At 37.9% G+C, this 19,243-nt stretch carries 17 protein-coding genes, 1 pseudogene and 1 other annotated feature; of the genes and pseudogenes, 15 read left to right on the forward strand and 3 right to left on the reverse strand.

What is annotated here, in order from left to right; genetic code table 11:
* Nucleotides 1-63 precede the first annotated feature (63 nt).
* From V7024_RS08160 to yajC, 4 genes and pseudogenes are all read left to right on the forward strand, one after another.
* Nucleotides 64-195: pseudogene (locus V7024_RS08160) on the forward strand (DUF2905 domain-containing protein); the annotation flags it as partial.
* Between the two features lie 19 nt (nucleotides 196-214).
* Nucleotides 215-1,267: a tRNA preQ1(34) S-adenosylmethionine ribosyltransferase-isomerase QueA gene (gene queA, locus V7024_RS08165; protein WP_335518118.1), complete on the forward strand. Its 1,053-nt coding sequence runs from the start codon at nucleotides 215-217 to the stop codon at nucleotides 1,265-1,267.
* Nucleotides 1,268-1,282: 15 nt separating this feature from the next.
* The gene (gene tgt / locus V7024_RS08170) at nucleotides 1,283-2,422 is read left to right on the forward strand and encodes a tRNA guanosine(34) transglycosylase Tgt (RefSeq protein ID WP_035434333.1); all 1,140 of its coding nucleotides are present in this window, start codon (nucleotides 1,283-1,285) and stop codon (nucleotides 2,420-2,422) included.
* A 27-nt stretch (nucleotides 2,423-2,449) separates the two neighbouring features.
* The gene (yajC, locus tag V7024_RS08175; RefSeq protein WP_335518122.1) at nucleotides 2,450-2,710 is read left to right on the forward strand and encodes a preprotein translocase subunit YajC; all 261 of its coding nucleotides are present in this window, start codon (nucleotides 2,450-2,452) and stop codon (nucleotides 2,708-2,710) included.
* A 145-nt stretch (nucleotides 2,711-2,855) separates the two neighbouring features.
* Here yajC and V7024_RS08180 read toward each other — a convergent pair whose 3' ends face one another.
* Nucleotides 2,856-3,905 carry a phosphatidylinositol-specific phospholipase C gene (locus V7024_RS08180; protein ID WP_335518124.1) on the reverse strand — a complete coding sequence of 350 codons (1,050 nt, stop codon included), beginning with the start codon at nucleotides 3,903-3,905 and terminating at the stop codon, nucleotides 2,856-2,858.
* 285 nt (nucleotides 3,906-4,190) lie between these two features.
* Entirely contained in the window at nucleotides 4,191-4,577 is a 387-nt protein-coding gene (locus tag V7024_RS08185) for a TIGR04086 family membrane protein (protein WP_098915139.1), read from the reverse strand.
* A gap of 114 nt (nucleotides 4,578-4,691) precedes the next feature.
* Here V7024_RS08185 and V7024_RS08190 point away from each other — a divergent pair, with 114 nt between their 5' ends.
* The gene (locus V7024_RS08190) at nucleotides 4,692-5,348 is read left to right on the forward strand and encodes a DUF421 domain-containing protein (protein WP_335518129.1); all 657 of its coding nucleotides are present in this window, start codon (nucleotides 4,692-4,694) and stop codon (nucleotides 5,346-5,348) included.
* Between the two features lie 77 nt (nucleotides 5,349-5,425).
* Nucleotides 5,426-5,899, forward strand: coding sequence for a GNAT family N-acetyltransferase (locus V7024_RS08195; RefSeq protein WP_335518132.1), 474 nt, complete (start codon nucleotides 5,426-5,428; stop codon nucleotides 5,897-5,899).
* A 45-nt stretch (nucleotides 5,900-5,944) separates the two neighbouring features.
* Here the strand turns inward: V7024_RS08195 and spoVB are convergent, their stop codons facing one another.
* Nucleotides 5,945-7,504 (reverse strand): stage V sporulation protein B, encoded by a 1,560-nt coding sequence (gene spoVB / locus V7024_RS08200; protein WP_335518135.1) that lies wholly within the window; start codon nucleotides 7,502-7,504, stop codon nucleotides 5,945-5,947.
* A gap of 121 nt (nucleotides 7,505-7,625) precedes the next feature.
* Between spoVB and V7024_RS08205 the strand changes: the two genes are divergently transcribed.
* From V7024_RS08205 to hisS, 9 genes are all read left to right on the forward strand, one after another.
* Complete coding sequence (locus V7024_RS08205) at nucleotides 7,626-7,910, forward strand: post-transcriptional regulator (protein ID WP_098915131.1); 285 nt, start codon at nucleotides 7,626-7,628, stop codon at nucleotides 7,908-7,910.
* 106 nt (nucleotides 7,911-8,016) lie between these two features.
* Nucleotides 8,017-10,278 (forward strand): protein translocase subunit SecDF, encoded by a 2,262-nt coding sequence (gene secDF, locus V7024_RS08210; protein WP_335518138.1) that lies wholly within the window; start codon nucleotides 8,017-8,019, stop codon nucleotides 10,276-10,278.
* 130 nt (nucleotides 10,279-10,408) lie between these two features.
* Nucleotides 10,409-11,302, forward strand: a complete 894-nt coding sequence (locus V7024_RS08215) for a cation diffusion facilitator family transporter (protein WP_335518141.1) — start codon at nucleotides 10,409-10,411, stop codon at nucleotides 11,300-11,302.
* 266 nt (nucleotides 11,303-11,568) lie between these two features.
* On the forward strand, nucleotides 11,569-13,908 hold the full coding sequence (gene recJ, locus V7024_RS08220; RefSeq protein ID WP_335518144.1) for a single-stranded-DNA-specific exonuclease RecJ: 2,340 nt from the start codon (nucleotides 11,569-11,571) through the stop codon (nucleotides 13,906-13,908).
* A gap of 47 nt (nucleotides 13,909-13,955) precedes the next feature.
* Nucleotides 13,956-14,468 (forward strand): adenine phosphoribosyltransferase, encoded by a 513-nt coding sequence (locus tag V7024_RS08225; protein ID WP_335518147.1) that lies wholly within the window; start codon nucleotides 13,956-13,958, stop codon nucleotides 14,466-14,468.
* 206 nt (nucleotides 14,469-14,674) lie between these two features.
* The gene (relA, locus tag V7024_RS08230; protein ID WP_335518150.1) at nucleotides 14,675-16,855 is read left to right on the forward strand and encodes a GTP diphosphokinase; all 2,181 of its coding nucleotides are present in this window, start codon (nucleotides 14,675-14,677) and stop codon (nucleotides 16,853-16,855) included.
* 16 nt (nucleotides 16,856-16,871) lie between these two features.
* Entirely contained in the window at nucleotides 16,872-17,312 is a 441-nt protein-coding gene (gene dtd, locus V7024_RS08235; protein ID WP_335518152.1) for a D-aminoacyl-tRNA deacylase, read from the forward strand.
* Between the two features lie 117 nt (nucleotides 17,313-17,429).
* The gene (locus tag V7024_RS08240) at nucleotides 17,430-17,606 is read left to right on the forward strand and encodes a hypothetical protein (RefSeq protein WP_020060835.1); all 177 of its coding nucleotides are present in this window, start codon (nucleotides 17,430-17,432) and stop codon (nucleotides 17,604-17,606) included.
* A 68-nt stretch (nucleotides 17,607-17,674) separates the two neighbouring features.
* Nucleotides 17,675-17,904: a binding site (T-box leader), on the forward strand.
* Nucleotides 17,905-17,971: 67 nt separating this feature from the next.
* Nucleotides 17,972-19,243 carry a histidine--tRNA ligase gene (gene hisS, locus V7024_RS08245; protein WP_335518155.1) on the forward strand — a complete coding sequence of 424 codons (1,272 nt, stop codon included), beginning with the start codon at nucleotides 17,972-17,974 and terminating at the stop codon, nucleotides 19,241-19,243.

Raw genomic sequence — 19,243 nt, forward strand, 5'->3', positions numbered from 1 at the left:
CCCGATTGGTTCAACTAACCCTCAGTGGGGGATGAAGAAAACCCCCACTGAGGGAAGTTTCACTTTATAGGTAGGCTTCCAGGCGATATTTTTGTGAAAAAGGGAAACGTTACCTTTTATTTTCCTGTCATTACGTGTATTGTGATAAGTATTGTACTATCTTTTATTATGTACGTAATAAATCGATTTAAATAGAAATAGGTGAACATAAGTTATGGATATTAATCTGTTTGATTTTCATTTACCAGAAGAACTCATTGCACAAATACCACTTGAAGAGCGGGAAACATCAAGATTAATGGTGTTAGATCGTGAAACTGGTGAGATTCAGCATAAACATTTCACGGATATTCTTTCTTATTTACATGAAGGTGATTGCTTAGTTTTAAATGAAACGAAAGTAATGCCTGCTCGTTTGCACGGTGTAAAAGAAGATACAGGTGCACATATTGAAGTGCTTTTATTAAAGCAAGAAGATGGAGATACTTGGGAGACGCTTGTTAAACCAGCGAAACGTGTGAAAGAAGGAACGATAATTTCTTTTGGAGAAGGAAAATTAAAAGCAATATGTGTCGGAACTGGCGAACAAGGCGGACGTCAGTTGGAATTTTCATATGACGGTATTTTCTATGAAATTTTAGATGAGCTTGGTGAAATGCCACTTCCTCCGTATATTAAAGAAACGCTTGAAGACCGTGACCGTTATCAGACGGTATTTGCACGTGAAGTTGGTTCAGCAGCTGCGCCAACAGCAGGGCTTCATTTTACAGAAGAGCTGTTAGAAGAACTGAAGAAAAAAGGCATTCAATTAGCGTTTATTACGCTTCATGTTGGTCTTGGGACATTTAGACCGGTTTCAGCGGAAACAATTGAAGAGCATCATATGCATGCGGAATATTATCATATGTCAGCGGAAACGGCAGACCTTCTAAATCGTGTGAAGCAAGAAGGGGGTCGTATTATTACTGTTGGAACAACATCAACGCGTACACTTGAAACGATTGCAACAGATAATAATGGCAAGATTTGCGAGGCTTCTGGCTGGACTGATATTTTTATGTATCCAGGATATGAATTTAAAGCGATTGATGGTTTAATTACAAACTTCCATTTGCCAAAGTCAACTTTAATTATGCTTGTGAGTGCATTTGCAGGAAGAGAAAATGTTCTTCATGCGTACAATGAAGCGGTGAAAGAAAAATATCGTTTCTTTAGCTTCGGTGATGCGATGTTTGTTGCCTCTCACTCTCAAGTAGAGAAGAAATAAAAAAGGAGTAAAGATATGACAGCAATACGTTATGAATTAATTAAAACATGTAAACAAACGGGCGCACGTTTAGGGCGTGTTCATACACCACACGGCTCATTTGAAACGCCGATTTTTATGCCAGTTGGAACACTTGCGACAGTAAAAACAATGTCACCAGAAGAGTTAAAAGCAATGGATGCGGGTATTATTTTAAGTAATACGTATCATTTATGGCTTCGTCCTGGTCATGAAATTGTACGTGAGGCAGGTGGCTTACATAAATTTATGAACTGGGATCGTTCGATTTTAACAGATTCTGGCGGTTTCCAAGTATTTAGTTTAAGTGACTTTCGCCGTATTGAAGAGGAAGGCGTTCATTTCCGCAATCACTTAAATGGGGATAAATTATTCCTATCACCAGAAAAGGCAATGGAAATTCAAAATGCACTTGGTTCTGATATTATGATGGCATTTGATGAGTGTCCGCCGTTTCCAGCAACATTTGAGTATATGAAAAAATCAGTAGAGCGTACGAGCCGCTGGGCAGAGCGTTGTTTAAAAGCGCACCAGCGTCCAGAGGATCAAGGTTTATTTGGTATTGTACAGGGCGGAGAGTTTGAAGAACTTCGCCGTCAAAGTGCACGCGATCTTGTTTCAATGGATTTCCCAGGTTATGCAGTGGGCGGTTTATCCGTTGGGGAACCGAAAGATATTATGAACCGTGTGCTTGAATTTACAACACCGCTTCTTCCTGATAACAAGCCGCGTTATTTAATGGGCGTCGGATCACCAGATTCGTTAATTGATGGTGCAATCCGCGGTATTGATATGTTCGACTGTGTACTTCCAACTCGTATTGCACGAAACGGTACGTGTATGACAAGTGAAGGCCGTTTAGTTGTAAAAAATGCAAAATTTGCGAAAGACTTTGGTCCGCTTGATCCGAATTGTGATTGTTATACATGTAAAAACTATTCACGTGCGTACATTCGTCACTTAATGAAATGTGATGAAACATTCGGAATTCGTTTAACGTCTTACCACAACCTGCATTTTCTGTTAAAATTAATGGAGCAGGTGAGACAAGCCATTCGTGAAGACCGCCTTGGAGATTTCCGTGAGGAGTTCTTTGAACAATATGGCTTTAATAAACCGAATGCTAAAAACTTCTAATACATAATAATTAAGGAGGAATAAAAGATGAATCCAGGTATGATGAATATTGTCATGATCATTGCGATGTTTGCGATTTTCTACTTCTTACTAATTCGTCCGCAACAAAAACGTCAAAAGGCTGTAGCGCAAATGCAAAGCGAACTGACAAAAGGCGATACAATCGTAACAATTGGTGGCTTGCACGGTACAATTGAATCTGTAACCGATACAACGATTGTGATTAAATCTGGTGGTTCACACCTTACATTTGATCGCAGCGCAATTCGTGAAGTTGTGAAAAACTAATGCAAAAGGTGCCCTAAAATATTACTTTTAGGGCACCTTTTTTAAAAATAAAACTAAGTATTGCCAAATCAATAAATAATAACGAGAAAATATAATTGATTTATCTGGTAGATTTTTACTTATGAAATGTAGTCGAGATGCTTTTTTAGTTTATTTTTTTATTACAATTAATTACATTTTCAATTAAGCCTTTACCAGGAAAATCAGCAGCAATAATTCCTGTATATGCTGGTTTTTTATTCGCTATATAATCAGTTGTTAACACGTTTGTTCCTTCAAATGAAATGGTACAAATCCCTAAAAAACAACCTGTTCTTGGGAAGTCTGGATACGAACTATTCCAACCAGGAGTAGTAAGGCCAGTAGCTAGGCGAGGTGCAGACGTTCCAGGGCTACTATGTCCACTAGCTACAAAGTATGGGAATGAACCGCCGCTACCACTTAAATAATTTATAGATTTATATTGATAACCATTTAGGTAATCCTGATTTGTTTCTTCCAGGTGTCCTTTTACAGATTCCCATTTAGAATATAAATCCCAGTTTGTAGACAGAGAATATTTATCTTGCTTATGAAGATAAGCATAATTAATACCAATATTTGATCCACCAACATCGCGAAGAATTACAATTTTACCACGCATTTCTTTTAGTTTAGGGTTAGTTATTGTGCCGTATCGACTATCCCAAAAGAATCCAGGGTATTTATCCATATATCCGCGAAGTGTGTTAGTAAATACTTCATTTGATTCGGAGCTATATTCTTGTTTCACTCGCATCAGAATTGTTTCACTTGGATTTTCTTTTAAGAATGCAGTAACCTCATTTAGGACGTCATCAAACATTGCATTCAAATAATAAGGGCCATGATGAATTGCAAAAGCTCCATCCGTATATTTACAACGAATGTCTAAAAAACGAATTCCAGAATGTAATTGCGTTTTTAATGACATAGATTGTGTATGGACGATATCGGCTGGGGCGCTCCATGAAGTACTATAAGCCATGGAATCGTGTGTACCTGGAATTGATAATTGATTTAATTCCGTATTATCGTTAATGCTCTTCATCCAATTTGGATTTTCATATCCTATTGTAGAATCATGAGAATAACCTGGGTGTTCATGAGCAAATGCTGATGAAGAAAAAGTAAAAATAAGCATGAAAGCGATCATGCAACTAAAGATGTTTTTCAAGTTGATTTCCTCCTTGTATAGTAGTAAAAAGTTTGTGATAGAATGTCTAGTTGATTCAGAGTGCTGGAGAAGCATCGCTGAATTTTGTTGCGTTTTTCACAATCTTAATTGTATAGCGAATAAATAAAATTTCAATATATAAATAAAACGATAAATATGCAATTATGCATATTTAAGGGGGGTATGTAAGGTTTCTTGGATCTTTTTAATTTCTATACAGGCAAAAATATAAAAGCTGTCCCAAAAAGATCGTTATGTAGTAATCTTTGGGGACAGCTTCTATGTTTAATATGTTGTCCGCTTACCGATATTGACCCCAAGTATGCCCCCAATTGTACTTGCCGCAATAATGACAAGTTGATATAGAAGCTGTGCGTTCGATAACGCCGATGAAAAGCCTAAATAATTTACAAGAAATACGAGAATAGCAAATATGACTCCAGTTGATCCACCGACAAACCATCCTTTTCCTTGTGCTTTTACTCCAGCAACAAATCCAGCGATTACCGTCGACACAATTGCAAGGACAAGAAGTGCGATAGATAAAGTCCCTTCATTTATGTTTGTAAATTTCAATAATAAAGCAATGATGATACTTGCTAGACAAGCAAAAATAAGTAAGGTAACGATGCCGAATCCAACTGCAATTGATAATTTTTTCGTTCCATCCATAGAGCATCTCTCCTTTCTAATACAAGCATATTTCCTCTTTTGCTAAGTTAGACTAGTTTCTTTTTGTGTGGGGAAACTAATGTATAGAAATTGCAATGAGAAAGGAAAGGGAAGATGGAACTACTTCAAATTGTCTTTCGAACAATTCTTTTATACAGTGTGATGTTAATTATTTTTCGGCTGATGGGAAAACGCGAAATTGGTGAATTAAGTGTTTTAGACTTAGTTGTGTTTATTATGCTTGGTGAAATGGCGGTTATTGCAATTGAAAATATGGATAAGGCAATTTGGCATCAACTCGTTCCGATGGTGCTTATTATGGTCATTCAAATTGTGTTATCCTTTATCTCCCTAAAAAATCAGCGCATTCGTCACATATTAGAAGGAGAGCCGGCTATTATTGTACGTGAGGGGAAAATTGATGAAAAGCAAATGCGTAAACAGCGTTACAACATGGATGATTTACTTATGCAATTACGTGAGCAAAGTATCGGTGATATACGCGATGTCGAGTATGCGATTTTAGAGCCATCGGGAAGACTATCAGTATTTGAAAAACAAAAAAGTAAAAAAAGTAAAAATGACACACCATTATTTTCAGTTCCGCTTATTATTGATGGAGAAATTCAGAAAAAGCATTTATACATGATGGAGCATACCGATATTTGGCTGGAGGATAAGTTAAAGAAATTAGGATATAAGGATATTGAAAATATTTCATATTGTAGTTTTCAAAACGGTCAGTTTTTTGTGGATGTAAAAGATGAGTAAAGATATACTCCAAACAGGACTTCATGAAACTATGTCGAATAGAAAAGAGCAATGAAGTCTAATTTGGGGTGAATGATATGGGAGTCACACTAGAAAAAGCAACCGTCTCTGATGCGGAACTGATTTATACGATGCAAGTAGAGGCTTTTCTGCCGTTATTGGAAATATATCAAGATTATAATACGAATCCGGCAAACGAGAAGCTTGATAGAGTCATTACGAGAATTACTAATCCGAACGGTGGATTTTATAAAATCATGTACAATAAGAGCGTTGTTGGTGCTGTATGTGTAGTTTGGAAAGAAAAGACAACTGAATTTTGGATTAGTCCTATGTTCATTCTTCCAAAGTATCAAGGAAAAGGAATTGCTCAGAAAGTAATGTTGTTACTAGAAGAGATGTTCCCGCAAGCAACAAGTTGGGAGTTAGCAACAATTTTAGAGGAAAAACGGAACTGTTATCTGTATGAAAAAATGGGTTTTGTACAGACTGGTGTTAGGAAAAGATTGAATGATTGTACAACGCTTGTCTATTATAAAAAGCCGCTGTAGTTTATTAAATAAAAACAGCTATCGAATTTATTTTGATAGCTGTTTTTATTTTAAAAAAGAAAGTTTACGAAGAATAGGAAGCCTTAGTAATTCTTCTTTTCGAATAATGCGAAAAAGGATTAACAGAAATACATATAGTATCGAAGTAGATAGTACTTCCCATAATGTTTGCATGCCAAGTGAAGGTGAGAAGATCATGTGTTTATGTATGTAGTAACCTACTCCTCCGGTGATGATAATAGCAAGTAAACCGTATATATAATCTTTTATATAAATAGTAAATGTAATTTTTTTTAAGACAGTTGCATAGTGAAGTAAAGTAACTGTAACAATATTGGCTGCAATTGCAAGAGCGACGCCCATCATTTGAAACTGTGGTTGCGAGGCCAAGACGAAAATAACAAGTAATTTCACGATTGCTCCGATAAATGTATTCATCATGGCAGCTCGTGCTAAATTTAGAGCTTGTAATACGGAAGTGAGTGGTCCTTGGAAATAGTGAAATAAAAAGCAAGGTGCAAGCACTTGAATGAAAAGTGTAGCACTATCGGAACCATACATAAGCGTTAAAATGGGCGAAGCGAATACATATAAAATGACGACAGACCAGCCACCTGTAATAAGAGAGATGCGCATTGCTTGCTGTAATCTATGCTCTACTAAACGGCGCTGTTTTTTGGCATTTGCTTCACTAATAGAGGGCACAAGTGCCGTGGAAAGAGCATATGTAATAAAGGCTGGAAGAGACAAAAGTGGAAAGGCATATCCATTTAATATACCGTATTGCTGCGTTGCGATAGAAGCTGCAACTCCGGCAATTGCTAAACTTTGCATAACAACGATTGGTTCGAAAAAATAAGAAATAGATCCAATTAAGCGGCTTCCCGTTGTAGGAAGTGCAATATCCATTAAAGAATAAAAGGTGCTTTTACTTTCTTTTACAGTACTTATAAAATGGGGACGAATGGTAAGGTGTTTTTCTCTTTGAAATAATGTTAATAAAAATAATAAAGAAGCAATTTCTCCAAGTACAGCTGAGAGCATGGCACCTGCTGCGGCGTATTCCACTCCGTATGGTAAGAAAAAGCGAATACATACGGCAATAATGGTAATACGAACGCCTTGTTCTAGTACTTGTGCATAGGCACTCGGCTTCATGTTTTGTCTCCCTTGGAAATAACCGCGCAGCACAGAGGAAACGGCAATGACAGGTACAACTGGTAAAATAGCGATTAATGGATAGTAGGTTCGTTTATCAGTTAGTAATGTTTCTGCTAGTAAAGGAGCAAGAAGCATAATTCCGATTGTTAATAGAATACTAATGACTGAGGTAATGGCTAATGAAACGGTTAATATTTTTTTAACTTGTTGTTTATCATGTGTAGCTTCTGCTTCAGCAATCAGTTTTGCGATGGCAACTGGAAGGCCGATTTGTGTAATGGTAATAGCTAATATAAATGTTGGAACAGCCATCATATATAGTCCAACACCTTCTTCGCCTAAAATACGTGCCATCACAATGCGGTTAATAAAGCCTAATATTTTTGTAATAAAACCAGCGAACATTAAAATAAAGGCACCTCGTAAAAAGGTTTGTTTCGTCATCGTTTTCTCCTACCTTCTCAAAATCAGTGGAATGATTTACAATAATTTATATGCATGAATAAGATAAGCATGACAAGCTTTTGAAATGAGGAACGTGAGATCAGAGGGAGATGAGCTAGAAATGGCTGAGAAAGAGGCATTAGTAGAAGCGTATCGAGAGCAATTACAAATCGTTTTGGACAGTAAGGTGGAAGAATTTCAAATGCTCGGCTATGATCGTGTTACACTAGAAGACGTATGGAAATGTTTAAAGAATAAAAAGTGGAAAAAAGTAGGGCCCAATGTCAGATTGTATGAGCTTGTAAATGATGTGTTAACGTTAACAGCTAGCGATTATATGACATATTTAACGCTGAAGGCGTATCAAGCACCGCTTTGGTCGTTTGATGAATATGAAAATAAATAATAAGGTTGTAATTGGTTTGTTCTTCCTCTTGCAGTATAATAATGAGTATTGATAAAGAGGTAATTTTGGAACAAGCGCTTTTGTTCAAAGGAGGAACAAGAAACATATGGCAAAGCGAAGTAGCAGAATCGTTGCCTTTTTCCTCGTTGTGTTATTAATTGGAGGAATCATTGGAGCAACGACAAAAAACATTACAAAAGGAATTAACCTCGGACTTGATCTTCGAGGCGGCTTTGAAATTTTATATGAAGTAAAGCCAGCGAAAAAAGGGGATAAAGTTACCAAGGATACTCTTGTGAGTACGGTTGGCGCACTTGAAAAACGTGTAAACGTTCTTGGTGTAAGTGAACCGAATATCCAAATTGAAGGAAATGATCGCATTCGTGTGCAGCTTGCCGGCATCAAAGATCAACAGCAAGCGCGAGATGTATTATCAACTCAAGCGAAATTAACATTTCGTGATGTAAATGATAACATCCTTATGGACGGTGCGGACTTAGCAACGAACGGTGCAAAGCAAACGTTCGATGAGCAAGGTCGACCAAGTGTTAGCTTAAAGTTAAAGAGTGCTGATAAATTCCGTCAAGTGACTGAGAAAGTATTAAGCATGAAGCCAAACAATTTAATGGTAATTTGGCTTGACTTTGAAGAAGGAAAAGATTCTTACAAAGCAGAAGCAGCGAAACCAAAACCGAAATATTTATCAGCAGCTACCGTGAGTCAAGTATTTAACCAAGCGGAAGTATCTATTGTTGGTGGGAACTTTACAGTAGAGAGCGCAAAACAACTTTCAGAGTTGTTAAATGCCGGAGCACTTCCTGTTGATTTAAAAGAAATATACTCTACTTCTGTTGGAGCGAAATTTGGTGAGCAAGCACTGCAAAAAACAATTTTTGCTAGTGCAATCGGTATAGCGCTTATTTTCTTATTTATGCTTGTGTTCTATCGTCTACCTGGTCTAGTAGCGGTAATTATGCTTGGTTTATATATTTACATAACGTTACTTGTATTTAATTGGATGCACGCGGTTCTTACATTGCCGGGTATAGCAGCGCTCGTGCTCGGGGTTGGAATTGCGGTTGATGCAAACGTAATTACATATGAAAGGCTGAAAGAAGAACTGCGCATCGGAAAATCGATGTTATCGGCATATCGTGCAGGGAATCAGCGTTCATTATCAACCATTTTAGATGCAAATGTTACAACACTTGCAGCAGCCGGTGTATTATTTGCATATGGTACAAGTTCTGTTAGAGGATTCGCGACAAGTTTAATTGTAAGTATTTTAGTTGGCTTTATCACAAACGTATATGGTACACGTTTCTTACTTGGCTTACTTGTGAAGAGCCGTTACTTTGATAAAAAATATGCTTACTTTGGTGTAAAACCGAAGGAAGTTATTCCGTTATCAAAAGGTGTAGAACATGCACCAACGAAATTTGACCGTATTAACTTTGTTAGTATCGGACATAAATTCTTCTGGTTCTCAGTTGTTGTCATGATTGCGGGTTCGATTATTTTACCGATTTTTAAATTGAATCTTGGTATTGATTTTGAAAGTGGTACGCGCATGGATATTAAAACAAATCAAGCAATAACAGTATCACAAGTACAAAAAGAATTGCATGATTTGAAAGTAGATGTGAAGCAAGAAGATATCGTGCCAACAGGTAATGATAATAAAGGATTTGCGGTTCGTACAATTGGTGTATTATCAAAAGATGATATTTCGAAAGTAAAAACAGTCTTCCACGATAAATATGGTACAGAGCCAAACGTAAGTACAGTTTCACCGACAATCGGGAAAGAAATTGCACGAAATGCACTAATTGCTGTGCTGATTGCATCAGCTGTTATCATTTTATATGTGAGCATTCGTTTCCGCTTCACATATGCATTATCAGCAGTATTAGCACTTCTGCACGATGCATTCTTTATTATTGTTGTGTTTAGTTTACTTCATCTAGAAGTTGATTTAACATTTATCGCAGCGGTGTTAACAATTATCGGTTATTCTATTAACGATTCGATTGTTACGTTTGACCGAAATCGCGAGCTATACAAACAAAAACAAAAAATTCGCACGTTAAGCGATTTAGAAGAGATTGTGAATGCGAGTATTCGCCAAACAATTGGTCGTTCAATTAATACGGTTATGACAGTGTTACTGCCTGTTATTACGTTATTAATTTTCGGCAGTGAGTCATTACGTAACTTCTCAATTGCGTTATTGGTCGGTTTAATTGTTGGTACTTACTCTTCTGTTTTCGTTGCATCCCAAATTTGGCTGATGCTTGAAAACCGCCGTTTGAAAAAAGGAAAAGGTCAGAAGAAAGTAGAAGTAAAGACATCTGAACCGCAAGTATAAGAAAAAATCATTTGAATTTGAATGAAAAGAGATGCCTCTTTGCAGGCATTTCTTTTTTTGTTCTGGGATAGAATAGAGTAAGGGTTAGTGCGTGATCAAGTGTATGTTGATGAAAGAAAGGGTTTCGATTATGGAAAAAGATGAACGTTTTAAACAAGCGGAATTTGGGGCAATTATTGGAATTATCGGCAATATTGTGCTTGCGATTGTCAAAGCAGTTATTGGATATATTGGAAATAGTAAGGCGCTTATGGCAGATGCAGTTCATTCTGGTTCGGATGTGATCGGTTCATTAGCAGTCTTCTTTGGACTGCGTGCAGCAAAGCAACCGCCTGATGAGGATCATCCATATGGACACGGGAAAGCAGAATCTATTTCTGCAATTATTGTAGCTGTTCTCCTATTTATTGTTGGAATTGAAATTGTTGTTTCTTCTGTTAAAGCTTTTACAGAAGTGCTCGAGCCTCCGCGCTGGATTACTGTGATTGCTGTACTTCTTTCTATTGTTGTGAAAGAAGGGATGTTTCGTTATAAATATCAGTTAGGCAAAAGGATAAATAGTGATGCTATTATTGCAAACGCATATGAGCATCGTTCGGATGTATTTTCATCAATTGCGGCTTTAATTGGTATTGGGGCAGCAATTATAGGGGATAAATTGGGGGTGGAGTGGCTTGTATATGCCGATCCAGTTGCCGGTTTATTTGTATCTTTACTCGTTATAAAGATGGCTTGGGATATCGGAAAAGAAGCGATTCATACAACGCTGGATCATGTGCTTCATGAGGAAGATGTTATTCCGATGAGAGAAGCGGTTATGCAAGTGGAAGGAATTAAGAAAATAGGTTCGCTATATGCAAGAGAGCATGGACATTATGTCATCGTTGATATTAAAGTGTCTGTTGATCCATACATTTCGGTAGAAGAAGGACATCGCATTGGTAAACGCGTGAAAGAGGTGCTCATGCAGCAAGATCATGTACAAAATGTTTTCGTTCACATTAATCCATACTCTCCTGATTGATCTATATAAGTCAAAATGAAAAAACGACATACAACCATTTTTTTAGGTGGGCGAAAGCATCTAGTCATGCGTAGAAGCGGTCAGGGCCTTTTTCTGCTATAAGTTGAAAAATCAACATGGATTCATATCTGAAAAGGAATGGCCCCCTAAGAGTCTGATTGGTTCGAGTAACTGTTTTAGGAGAATGACACTTCGAAAATAGAAGTGTCATTGGATTGTCACCCCTTAGTCTGTCTTGTATAATAGACAGGTTAAGGGGTGATTTCGTGTTACAACCGAAGACGCGTTGGAAAGAAAAGGATAATAATGAGGAGCATGTAGAACAATTGGCAAACAAACTTCAATTGTCATCTCTTGTTACTTCGTTATTATTAAATAGAGGTTTAGATACAGAAGAAAAGATTGTGGATTTTTTAAATACAGAGCAGCAAGAATTTCACGATCCTTTTTTACTTGAAGGTATGGATTGTACTGTAGAGCGCATTCGCCAAGCGATTCAAAACGGTGAACAAATTTTAATTTTCGGTGACTATGATGCGGACGGTGTTAGTAGTACAACCGTTTTATTTTTAGCATTACAAGAACTCGGAGCGGATGTAGAGTTTTATATTCCGAACCGATTTACAGAAGGATATGGACCGAATGAAGAAGCGTTTCGCTGGGCGCATCGCGCTGGTTTCTCACTTATTATTACGGTTGATACAGGGATTGCTGCTGTTCATGAGGCGCAAGTTGCGAAGGAGCTTGGTATTGATTTAATTATTACTGATCACCATGAGCCGCCGCCAGAATTGCCGGAAGCTTTGGCTATCATTCATCCGAAGTTAGAGGATGGTATATATCCATTTCACTATTTAGCAGGTGTTGGTGTTGCGTTTAAAGTTGCCCATGCTTTGCTTGGCAACGTACCAGAACATTTATTAGAAATTGCTGTTATTGGTACAGTAGCCGACTTAGTACCTCTTTATGGTGAAAATCGTCTGCTTGTGCAGCGTGGTTTGAAAAAGCTGCGAGCGACGCAGCGAGTGGGATTACAAGCGCTGTTTAAAGTTGCGAATATTTCGCAAGGTGAAATTACAGAAGAGAGTGTTGGATTTGCAATCGGACCACGCATTAATGCAGTCGGACGATTAGAAGATGCAGCTCCGGCTGTTCATTTACTATTATCAGAAGACGTTGAAGAGGCAAAAGAACTCGCGCAAGAAATTGATGAACTAAACAAATTACGAAAAGATATTGTAAAGCAAATTACAGAAGAAGCGATTGCAGAAGTAGAAACACATTATCCACCAGAAGAGAATACAGTATTAGTGTTGGCAAAAGAAGGGTGGAATCCCGGCGTAATTGGGATTGTTGCTTCGAAGCTCGTAGATCGCTTTTATCGGCCGACAATTGTCCTAAGTATTGATCCTGAAAAAGGCACAGCAAAAGGTTCAGCTCGTAGTATTGAAGGTTTTGATTTATACGCGAATTTATCAGATTGCCGTGATATATTACCGCATTTTGGCGGTCATCCAATGGCGGCTGGTATGACTCTTAGTATGGAGGATGTCGATGAACTGCGCCGCCGTTTAAACGAGCAAGCTGCTGCATTGTTATCGGATGAAGATTTTATTCCAGTTACTACGGTCGATGTCGTGTGTAAAGTGGAAGATGTCACACTTGCTGCAATAGAAGAAATGCAAAAGCTTGCTCCGTTCGGTGTTGGAAATCCAAAGCCGCGCATCGCTGTGAAAGATGCAAGTCTAGAAAGTATTCGTGCCATTGGTTCCGATGGCTCGCATTTGAAAATGACACTTCGTGATGGACAAGCAACATTAGATAGTATTGGCTTTGGTTTCGGGGTATTCGCAAAAGAAATTTCTCCTGTAGCGCAAGTATCGATTGTCGGAGAAGCTTCTATTAACGAATGGAATAATTTCCGTAAACCACAAATTATGGTTCAAGACATTGCTGTAGAAGCTTGGCAATTATTTGATTGGCGCAGCATGCGTAATGTAGAAACGAATTTAGCGGATCTTTCAAGTGATAAACTGACAATCGTGTATTTTAAGGAAGAAGCACTGCAAAAGTTTTCGTTAGAAGCATATAAAGATTATGCAATACAGGCGAAAGATGTGACAACATTAGAAGGTCGCTACGCTGTTATTCTTGATTTACCAGATGCGACAGAAGACTTAAAGCACATATGTGAAAAAGGATTCCCAGCCCGCGTTTATACTGTTTTTTATCAAGAAAATAATCATTTATTTAGTACGGTTCCTACGAGAGAGCATTTTAAATGGTACTTTTCATTCCTGCAACAAAAAGCACCATTTTCACTTCGTCAATATGGAGAGCAGCTTTGCCGTCATAAAGGCTGGTCAAAAGATACAGTAAATTTCATGACACAGGTGTTTTTTGAGTTAGAATTTGTTACAATAAAAGACGGTGTCATTTTTATGGCAGAAGAAATGAAAAAGCGTGATTTAACCGAATCAAACACGTATCGTGAGAAAATAAACCAATTACAATTAGAAAAGGAACTGGTTTATAGCACATATCAGCAGTTATATGCATGGTTTGAAACGATTCGTAATCATAAAGAAGTAGAACAGTTAGGGTAAAGGACTTGTATTTACAACTCTTTTATATTCGAGGAGGATTCATAAATATGGATTTCAAGAAACATATTGCAATCGTACCAGATTATCCGAAAGAAGGTATTGTCTTTAAAGACATCACACCTTTAATGAACGATGGACAAGCATATAAAGCAGCAACTGATGAAATCGTTGCGTATGCAAAAGAAAGAGATATCGACCTTGTAGTAGGACCAGAAGCACGTGGTTTTATTATTGGATGTCCAGTTTCTTATGCATTAGAGGTAGGCTTTGCACCGGTTCGTAAATTAGGTAAATTGCCACGTGAAGTAATCAAAGTAGAGTATGGTAAAGAGTATGGTAAAGATGTGTTAACAATTCATAAAGATGCAATCAAATCAGGTCAACGCGTATTAATTACAGATGACTTATTAGCTACAGGTGGAACAATTGAAGCAACAATTAAGCTAGTAGAAGAACTTGGCGGTGTTGTTGCAGGTATCGCATTTTTAGTAGAGCTTACTTACTTAGATGGCCGTAAAATGTTAGATGGCTATGACGTATTAGTGTTAGAACAATATTAATCGTAAACAGGGCAACATGCGGAGTACCCGTGAATCTCTTTGAGAGGAACGGGTATTTTTATATATGTATCGAAAAAAAGTAAAATGAAATGTCTGTAAAATCTTTTCCTTTTCACAATTCACAATCATTACGTTATAATGGTAAGATAAAAATTATTCTAATTGGCAAGGAAAAAGATTATGAATCTTCAATAAAAGGTGATTAGATGGCGAATGAACAAGTACTAACAGCTGAGCAGGTACTGGAAAAAGCAGGGCAATATTTACAAGATGATGATATAGATCTTGTTGCGCGCGCCTATGAATTTGCACGCGCAGCGCATAGCGAGCAATACCGAAAATCAGGTGAACCATATATTATCCATCCCATTCAAGTAGCAGGAATTTTAGTGGACTTACACATGGATCCGTCTACTGTATCTGCGGGATTTTTACATGATGTAGTAGAAGATACAGATGTAACATTAGAAGATATTGAACGTGAATTTACAAAAGAGATTGCGATGCTTGTTGATGGTGTAACGAAGCTTGGGAAAATTAAATACAAATCTCATGAACAGCAGCAGGCGGAAAATCATCGGAAAATGTTTATCGCAATGGCGCAAGACATTCGTGTTATTTTAATTAAGCTTGCTGACCGTCTTCACAACATGCGAACATTGAAACATTTACCACAAGAAAAACAGCGCCGCATTGCAAATGAAACATTAGAAATTTTCGCACCATTAGCACACAGGCTTGGAATTAATACGATTAAGTGGGAACTAGAAGATACAGCGCTTCGGTATTTAAATCCGCAGCAATATTATCGTATTGTCAACTTAATGAAACGTAAGCGTGCAGAACGCGAAGAATATTTAGATGAAGTTATGACGGGAATTCGCGACAAATTAAAAGAAGTTGCAATTCAACCAGAGATTTCTGGTCGTCCGAAGCATATTTATAGCATTTATCGAAAAATGGCAATGCAAAATAAACAATTCAATGAAATTTACGATTTGTTAGCTGTTCGTGTTGTCGTAAATAGTATTAAAGATTGCTATGCCGTTCTAGGTATTATTCATACGTGCTGGAAGCCGATGCCGGGCCGTTTTAAAGATTATATCGCAATGCCAAAAGCGAACTTATATCAGTCGCTGCATACGACAGTAATTGGACCGAAAGGCGATCCGCTTGAAGTGCAAATTCGTACGAAAGAAATGCATGAAATTGCCGAATACGGAATTGCGGCACACTGGGCATATAAAGAAGGAAAAGCTGCTGAAACAACAGGTACGCTTGAGAAAAAATTAACATGGTTCCGTCAAATTTTAGAATGGCAAAACGAAGCTTCGAATGCAGAAGAATTTATGGAATCATTAAAAATTGATTTATTCTCTGATATGGTGTTTGTCTTTACGCCAAAAGGAGATGTCATGGAATTGCCGCTTGGCTCTGTACCAATTGACTTTGCTTACCGCGTTCATTCTGAAATCGGGAATAAAACGATTGGTGCAAAAGTAAACGGTAAAATGGTCACTCTAGATTATAAGTTAAAAACAGGCGACATCATTGAAATTTTAACATCTAAACACTCGTATGGTCCGAGTCAGGACTGGGTGAAATTAGCGCAAACATCACATGCGAAAAATAAAATTCGTCAATATTTCAAAAAGCAACGCCGCGATGAAAATATTGAAAAAGGCCGCGAGCTTGTTGAAAAAGAGGTGCGAGGCCTTGAGTATGAGATGAAAGAAGTATTAGCACCTGATAACTTAAAGCGTGTTGCTGAGAAATTTAATTTTGCAAATGAAGAAGACATGTTTGCAGCTGTTGGATATAACGGAATTACCGCATCGCAAATTGTGACGCGCTTAACAGATAAATTCCGTAAGCAACGTGAAGAAGATTTAACAGAAGTAAAAGAAGTTCGTAAACCAATGAAAATTCGCAAATGGGATTCTGGTGTGAAAGTAAGCGGTGCGGATAATCTGCTTATCCGTTTATCGAAGTGCTGTAATCCAGTTCCAGGCGATGAGATTATTGGCTATATAACAAAAGGACGCGGTGTCTCGATTCACCGTACAGACTGTGTAAATGTTCATACAGAAGAAGCGCAGGCAAGACTGTTAGAAGTAGAGTGGGAAGGCAGCCCAGAAAAAGAAATTGAATACAATGTTGATATTGAAATTTCAGGATATGACCGCCGCGGTTTACTAAATGAAGTACTGCAAGCTGTAACAGAAACGAAAACATACATTTCAGCTGTTTCAGGAAGAAGTGATCGCAACAAAATGGCGACGATTCATATGTCTATTTCCATTCGTAACTTACAGCATTTGAAAAAGGTTGTCGAGCGCATTAAACGGGTTCCGGAAATTTATGCGGTGCGCCGCATGATGCATTAATAAGGAGTGAAGAGAAGTGAGAGTTGTCTTACAACGATCAAAAGAAGCATCTGTAACAGTAAAAGGTGAAGTTGTAGGGCAAATTCCTTTCGGCTTAACACTTTTAGTTGGAATCACCCATGAAGATACAAAAAAAGATGCAACGTATATCGCTGAAAAAATTGCAAACTTACGCATTTTTGAAGACGAAAACGAAAAAATGAATCATTCTGTATTAGACGTTGGTGGACAAGTTCTTTCCATTTCACAATTCACATTATACGGAGATTGCCGAAAAGGAAGACGCCCAAACTTTATGGATGCAGCAAAACCTGACTATGCAGAGCGCCTGTACGATTTCTTTAACGAAGAACTTCGCAAACAAGGACTGCATGTAGAAACAGGACGGTTCGGAGCAATGATGGACGTTCAGCTTATTAATGATGGTCCGGTGACATTGATTGTAGAGAGTAAATAATGATGATGGAAGAGAGGGGATGTGTTTTCCTCTCTTTTTTGTAACAACGTATAACCCTTACATCAATATGGAACAATAGTCATTAGAATTCCACTATTGAATGTGAGGGATATACGTATGCGTATGAATGAAAAGGGAAACTCTGCTACTAACGGAGCGAACCAATTGTTTAATGTGAATTTTCATGAGTTTATTTCAAAAGAACAGCAAAATACATCGCTCGAACTTGCTTCTGAATTTGGGATTTCTTTAAAAGATGTGAAAACTTTAAAGAAGCATCTCGGACGTTCTTGAGAATCTTGACAATAATTGTGAATAACCGTATAGTAGTAAACAAATTCATTTTTTACAGTTACATATGTTATAAACCGATGATAGAGAAGAGTAGATGAGAGACACATGAAAAGAGAGGGAATGTCTGGGGCTGAAAACATTTCTGCATGATGACTGATCGAATGACACTCTGTAGGTTTCGTCTTGAAAAGCATAGTGCTTAGTAGAGGTCGAACGCAATTTAAGCGTTATTAAAAAAGTGGAAGCATACGTGCTTCAATTAGGGTGGCACCACGGGTATTATACTCTCGTCCCTACTGTATAATCAGTAGAGGCGGGAGTTTTTTTATTTTTATTATTATTGAGAAAATGAGGAGGAACTGAATATGTCTATTCAAATCCCACGCGGAACGCAAGATATCCTTCCTGGTACTGTGGAACTATGGCAGTATATTGAAGGACAAGCACGTGAAATTTGTCGTCGTTACAACTATAAAGAAATTCGCACACCAATTTTTGAGCATACTGAATTATTTTTACGCGGTGTTGGGGATACGACAGATATCGTTCAAAAAGAAATGTACACATTCGAAGATCGTGGGGAGCGCAGCTTAACACTTCGCCCAGAAGGAACTGCACCAGTTGTACGTTCTTATGTAGAAAATAAAATGTTCGGTGATGCTACGCAGCCGACGAAATTATATTATATCGGGCAGATGTTCCGTTATGAAAGACCACAAGCAGGACGTTATCGTCAATTTGTTCAATTTGGTATTGAAGCAATTGGCAGTAATGACCCAGCAATTGATGCAGAAGTGATTGCACTTGCTGTTGAGTTTTATCGCGGCATGGGCTTAAAAAATATTAAAGTTGTGTTAAATAGCTTAGGTGATGCAGCGAGCCGTAAAGCGCACCGCGATGCATTAATTGCACACTTTGAGCCGCGCATCGGTGAGTTTTGTTCAGATTGCCAATCTCGTTTAGAGAAGAACCCACTTCGTATTTTAGATTGTAAAAAAGATCGCAATCATGAACTAATGAGTACAGCGCCATCTATTACAGAATACTTAAACGAAGAATCAAGCGCGTACTATGAAAAAGTACAAGAACTATTAACAATGATGGGTATTCCATTTGAGAAAGATCCAAACCTTGTGCGTGGTTTAGATTATTATCAGCACACTGTATTTGAAATTATGAGCGAAGCAGAAGGATTTGGGGCGATTACGACGTTAAGCGGCGGTGGTCGTTACAACGGACTTGTACAAGAAATCGGTGGACCAGAAATGCCTGGTATTGGTTTTGCGATGAGTATCGAACGTTTAATTATGGCACTGAAGGCTGAGAATATTGAGTTACCAATCGCTCATCACATTGATTGTTATGTTGTAGCGCTTGGTGAAAAGGCGAAAGATCATGCTGCAAAAATTGTCTTTGATCTTCGTAAGGCTGGATTAGCGGTTGAGAAAGATTACTTAGATCGTAAAACGAAGGCGCAGTTTAAATCAGCGGATCGTCTAAGTGCAAAATATGTAGCTGTATTAGGTGATGATGAATTAGAAAAAGGCATTATCAACTTAAAAGATATGGCAACGGGCGAACAAGAAGAAGTTGCGTTAGATGTATTTGCTTCTTACGTAGCAGAAAAGTCACTATAG

This window comes from Bacillus sp. JJ864 (genome assembly GCF_036963045.1).
Classification (GTDB): domain Bacteria; phylum Bacillota; class Bacilli; order Bacillales; family Bacillaceae_G; genus Bacillus_A; species Bacillus_A pseudomycoides_C.

Bases quoted from the DNA above. Each gene is read 5' to 3' on its own strand.
- queA (WP_335518118.1), top strand. From the start codon at position 215: ATGGATATTAATCTGTTTGATTTTCATTTACCAGAAGAACTCATTGCA.
- tgt (WP_035434333.1), top strand. From the start codon at position 1,283: ATGACAGCAATACGTTATGAATTAATTAAAACATGTAAACAAACGGGC.
- yajC (WP_335518122.1), top strand. From the start codon at position 2,450: ATGAATCCAGGTATGATGAATATTGTCATGATCATTGCGATGTTTGCG.
- V7024_RS08185 (WP_098915139.1), bottom strand. From the start codon at position 4,577: ATGGATGGAACGAAAAAATTATCAATTGCAGTTGGATTCGGCATCGTT.
- V7024_RS08190 (WP_335518129.1), top strand. From the start codon at position 4,692: ATGGAACTACTTCAAATTGTCTTTCGAACAATTCTTTTATACAGTGTG.
- V7024_RS08195 (WP_335518132.1), top strand. From the start codon at position 5,426: ATGGGAGTCACACTAGAAAAAGCAACCGTCTCTGATGCGGAACTGATT.
- spoVB (WP_335518135.1), bottom strand. From the start codon at position 7,504: ATGACGAAACAAACCTTTTTACGAGGTGCCTTTATTTTAATGTTCGCT.
- V7024_RS08205 (WP_098915131.1), top strand. From the start codon at position 7,626: ATGGCTGAGAAAGAGGCATTAGTAGAAGCGTATCGAGAGCAATTACAA.
- secDF (WP_335518138.1), top strand. From the start codon at position 8,017: ATGGCAAAGCGAAGTAGCAGAATCGTTGCCTTTTTCCTCGTTGTGTTA.
- V7024_RS08215 (WP_335518141.1), top strand. From the start codon at position 10,409: ATGGAAAAAGATGAACGTTTTAAACAAGCGGAATTTGGGGCAATTATT.
- V7024_RS08225 (WP_335518147.1), top strand. From the start codon at position 13,956: ATGGATTTCAAGAAACATATTGCAATCGTACCAGATTATCCGAAAGAA.
- relA (WP_335518150.1), top strand. From the start codon at position 14,675: ATGGCGAATGAACAAGTACTAACAGCTGAGCAGGTACTGGAAAAAGCA.
- V7024_RS08240 (WP_020060835.1), top strand. From the start codon at position 17,430: ATGCGTATGAATGAAAAGGGAAACTCTGCTACTAACGGAGCGAACCAA.
- hisS (WP_335518155.1), top strand. From the start codon at position 17,972: ATGTCTATTCAAATCCCACGCGGAACGCAAGATATCCTTCCTGGTACT.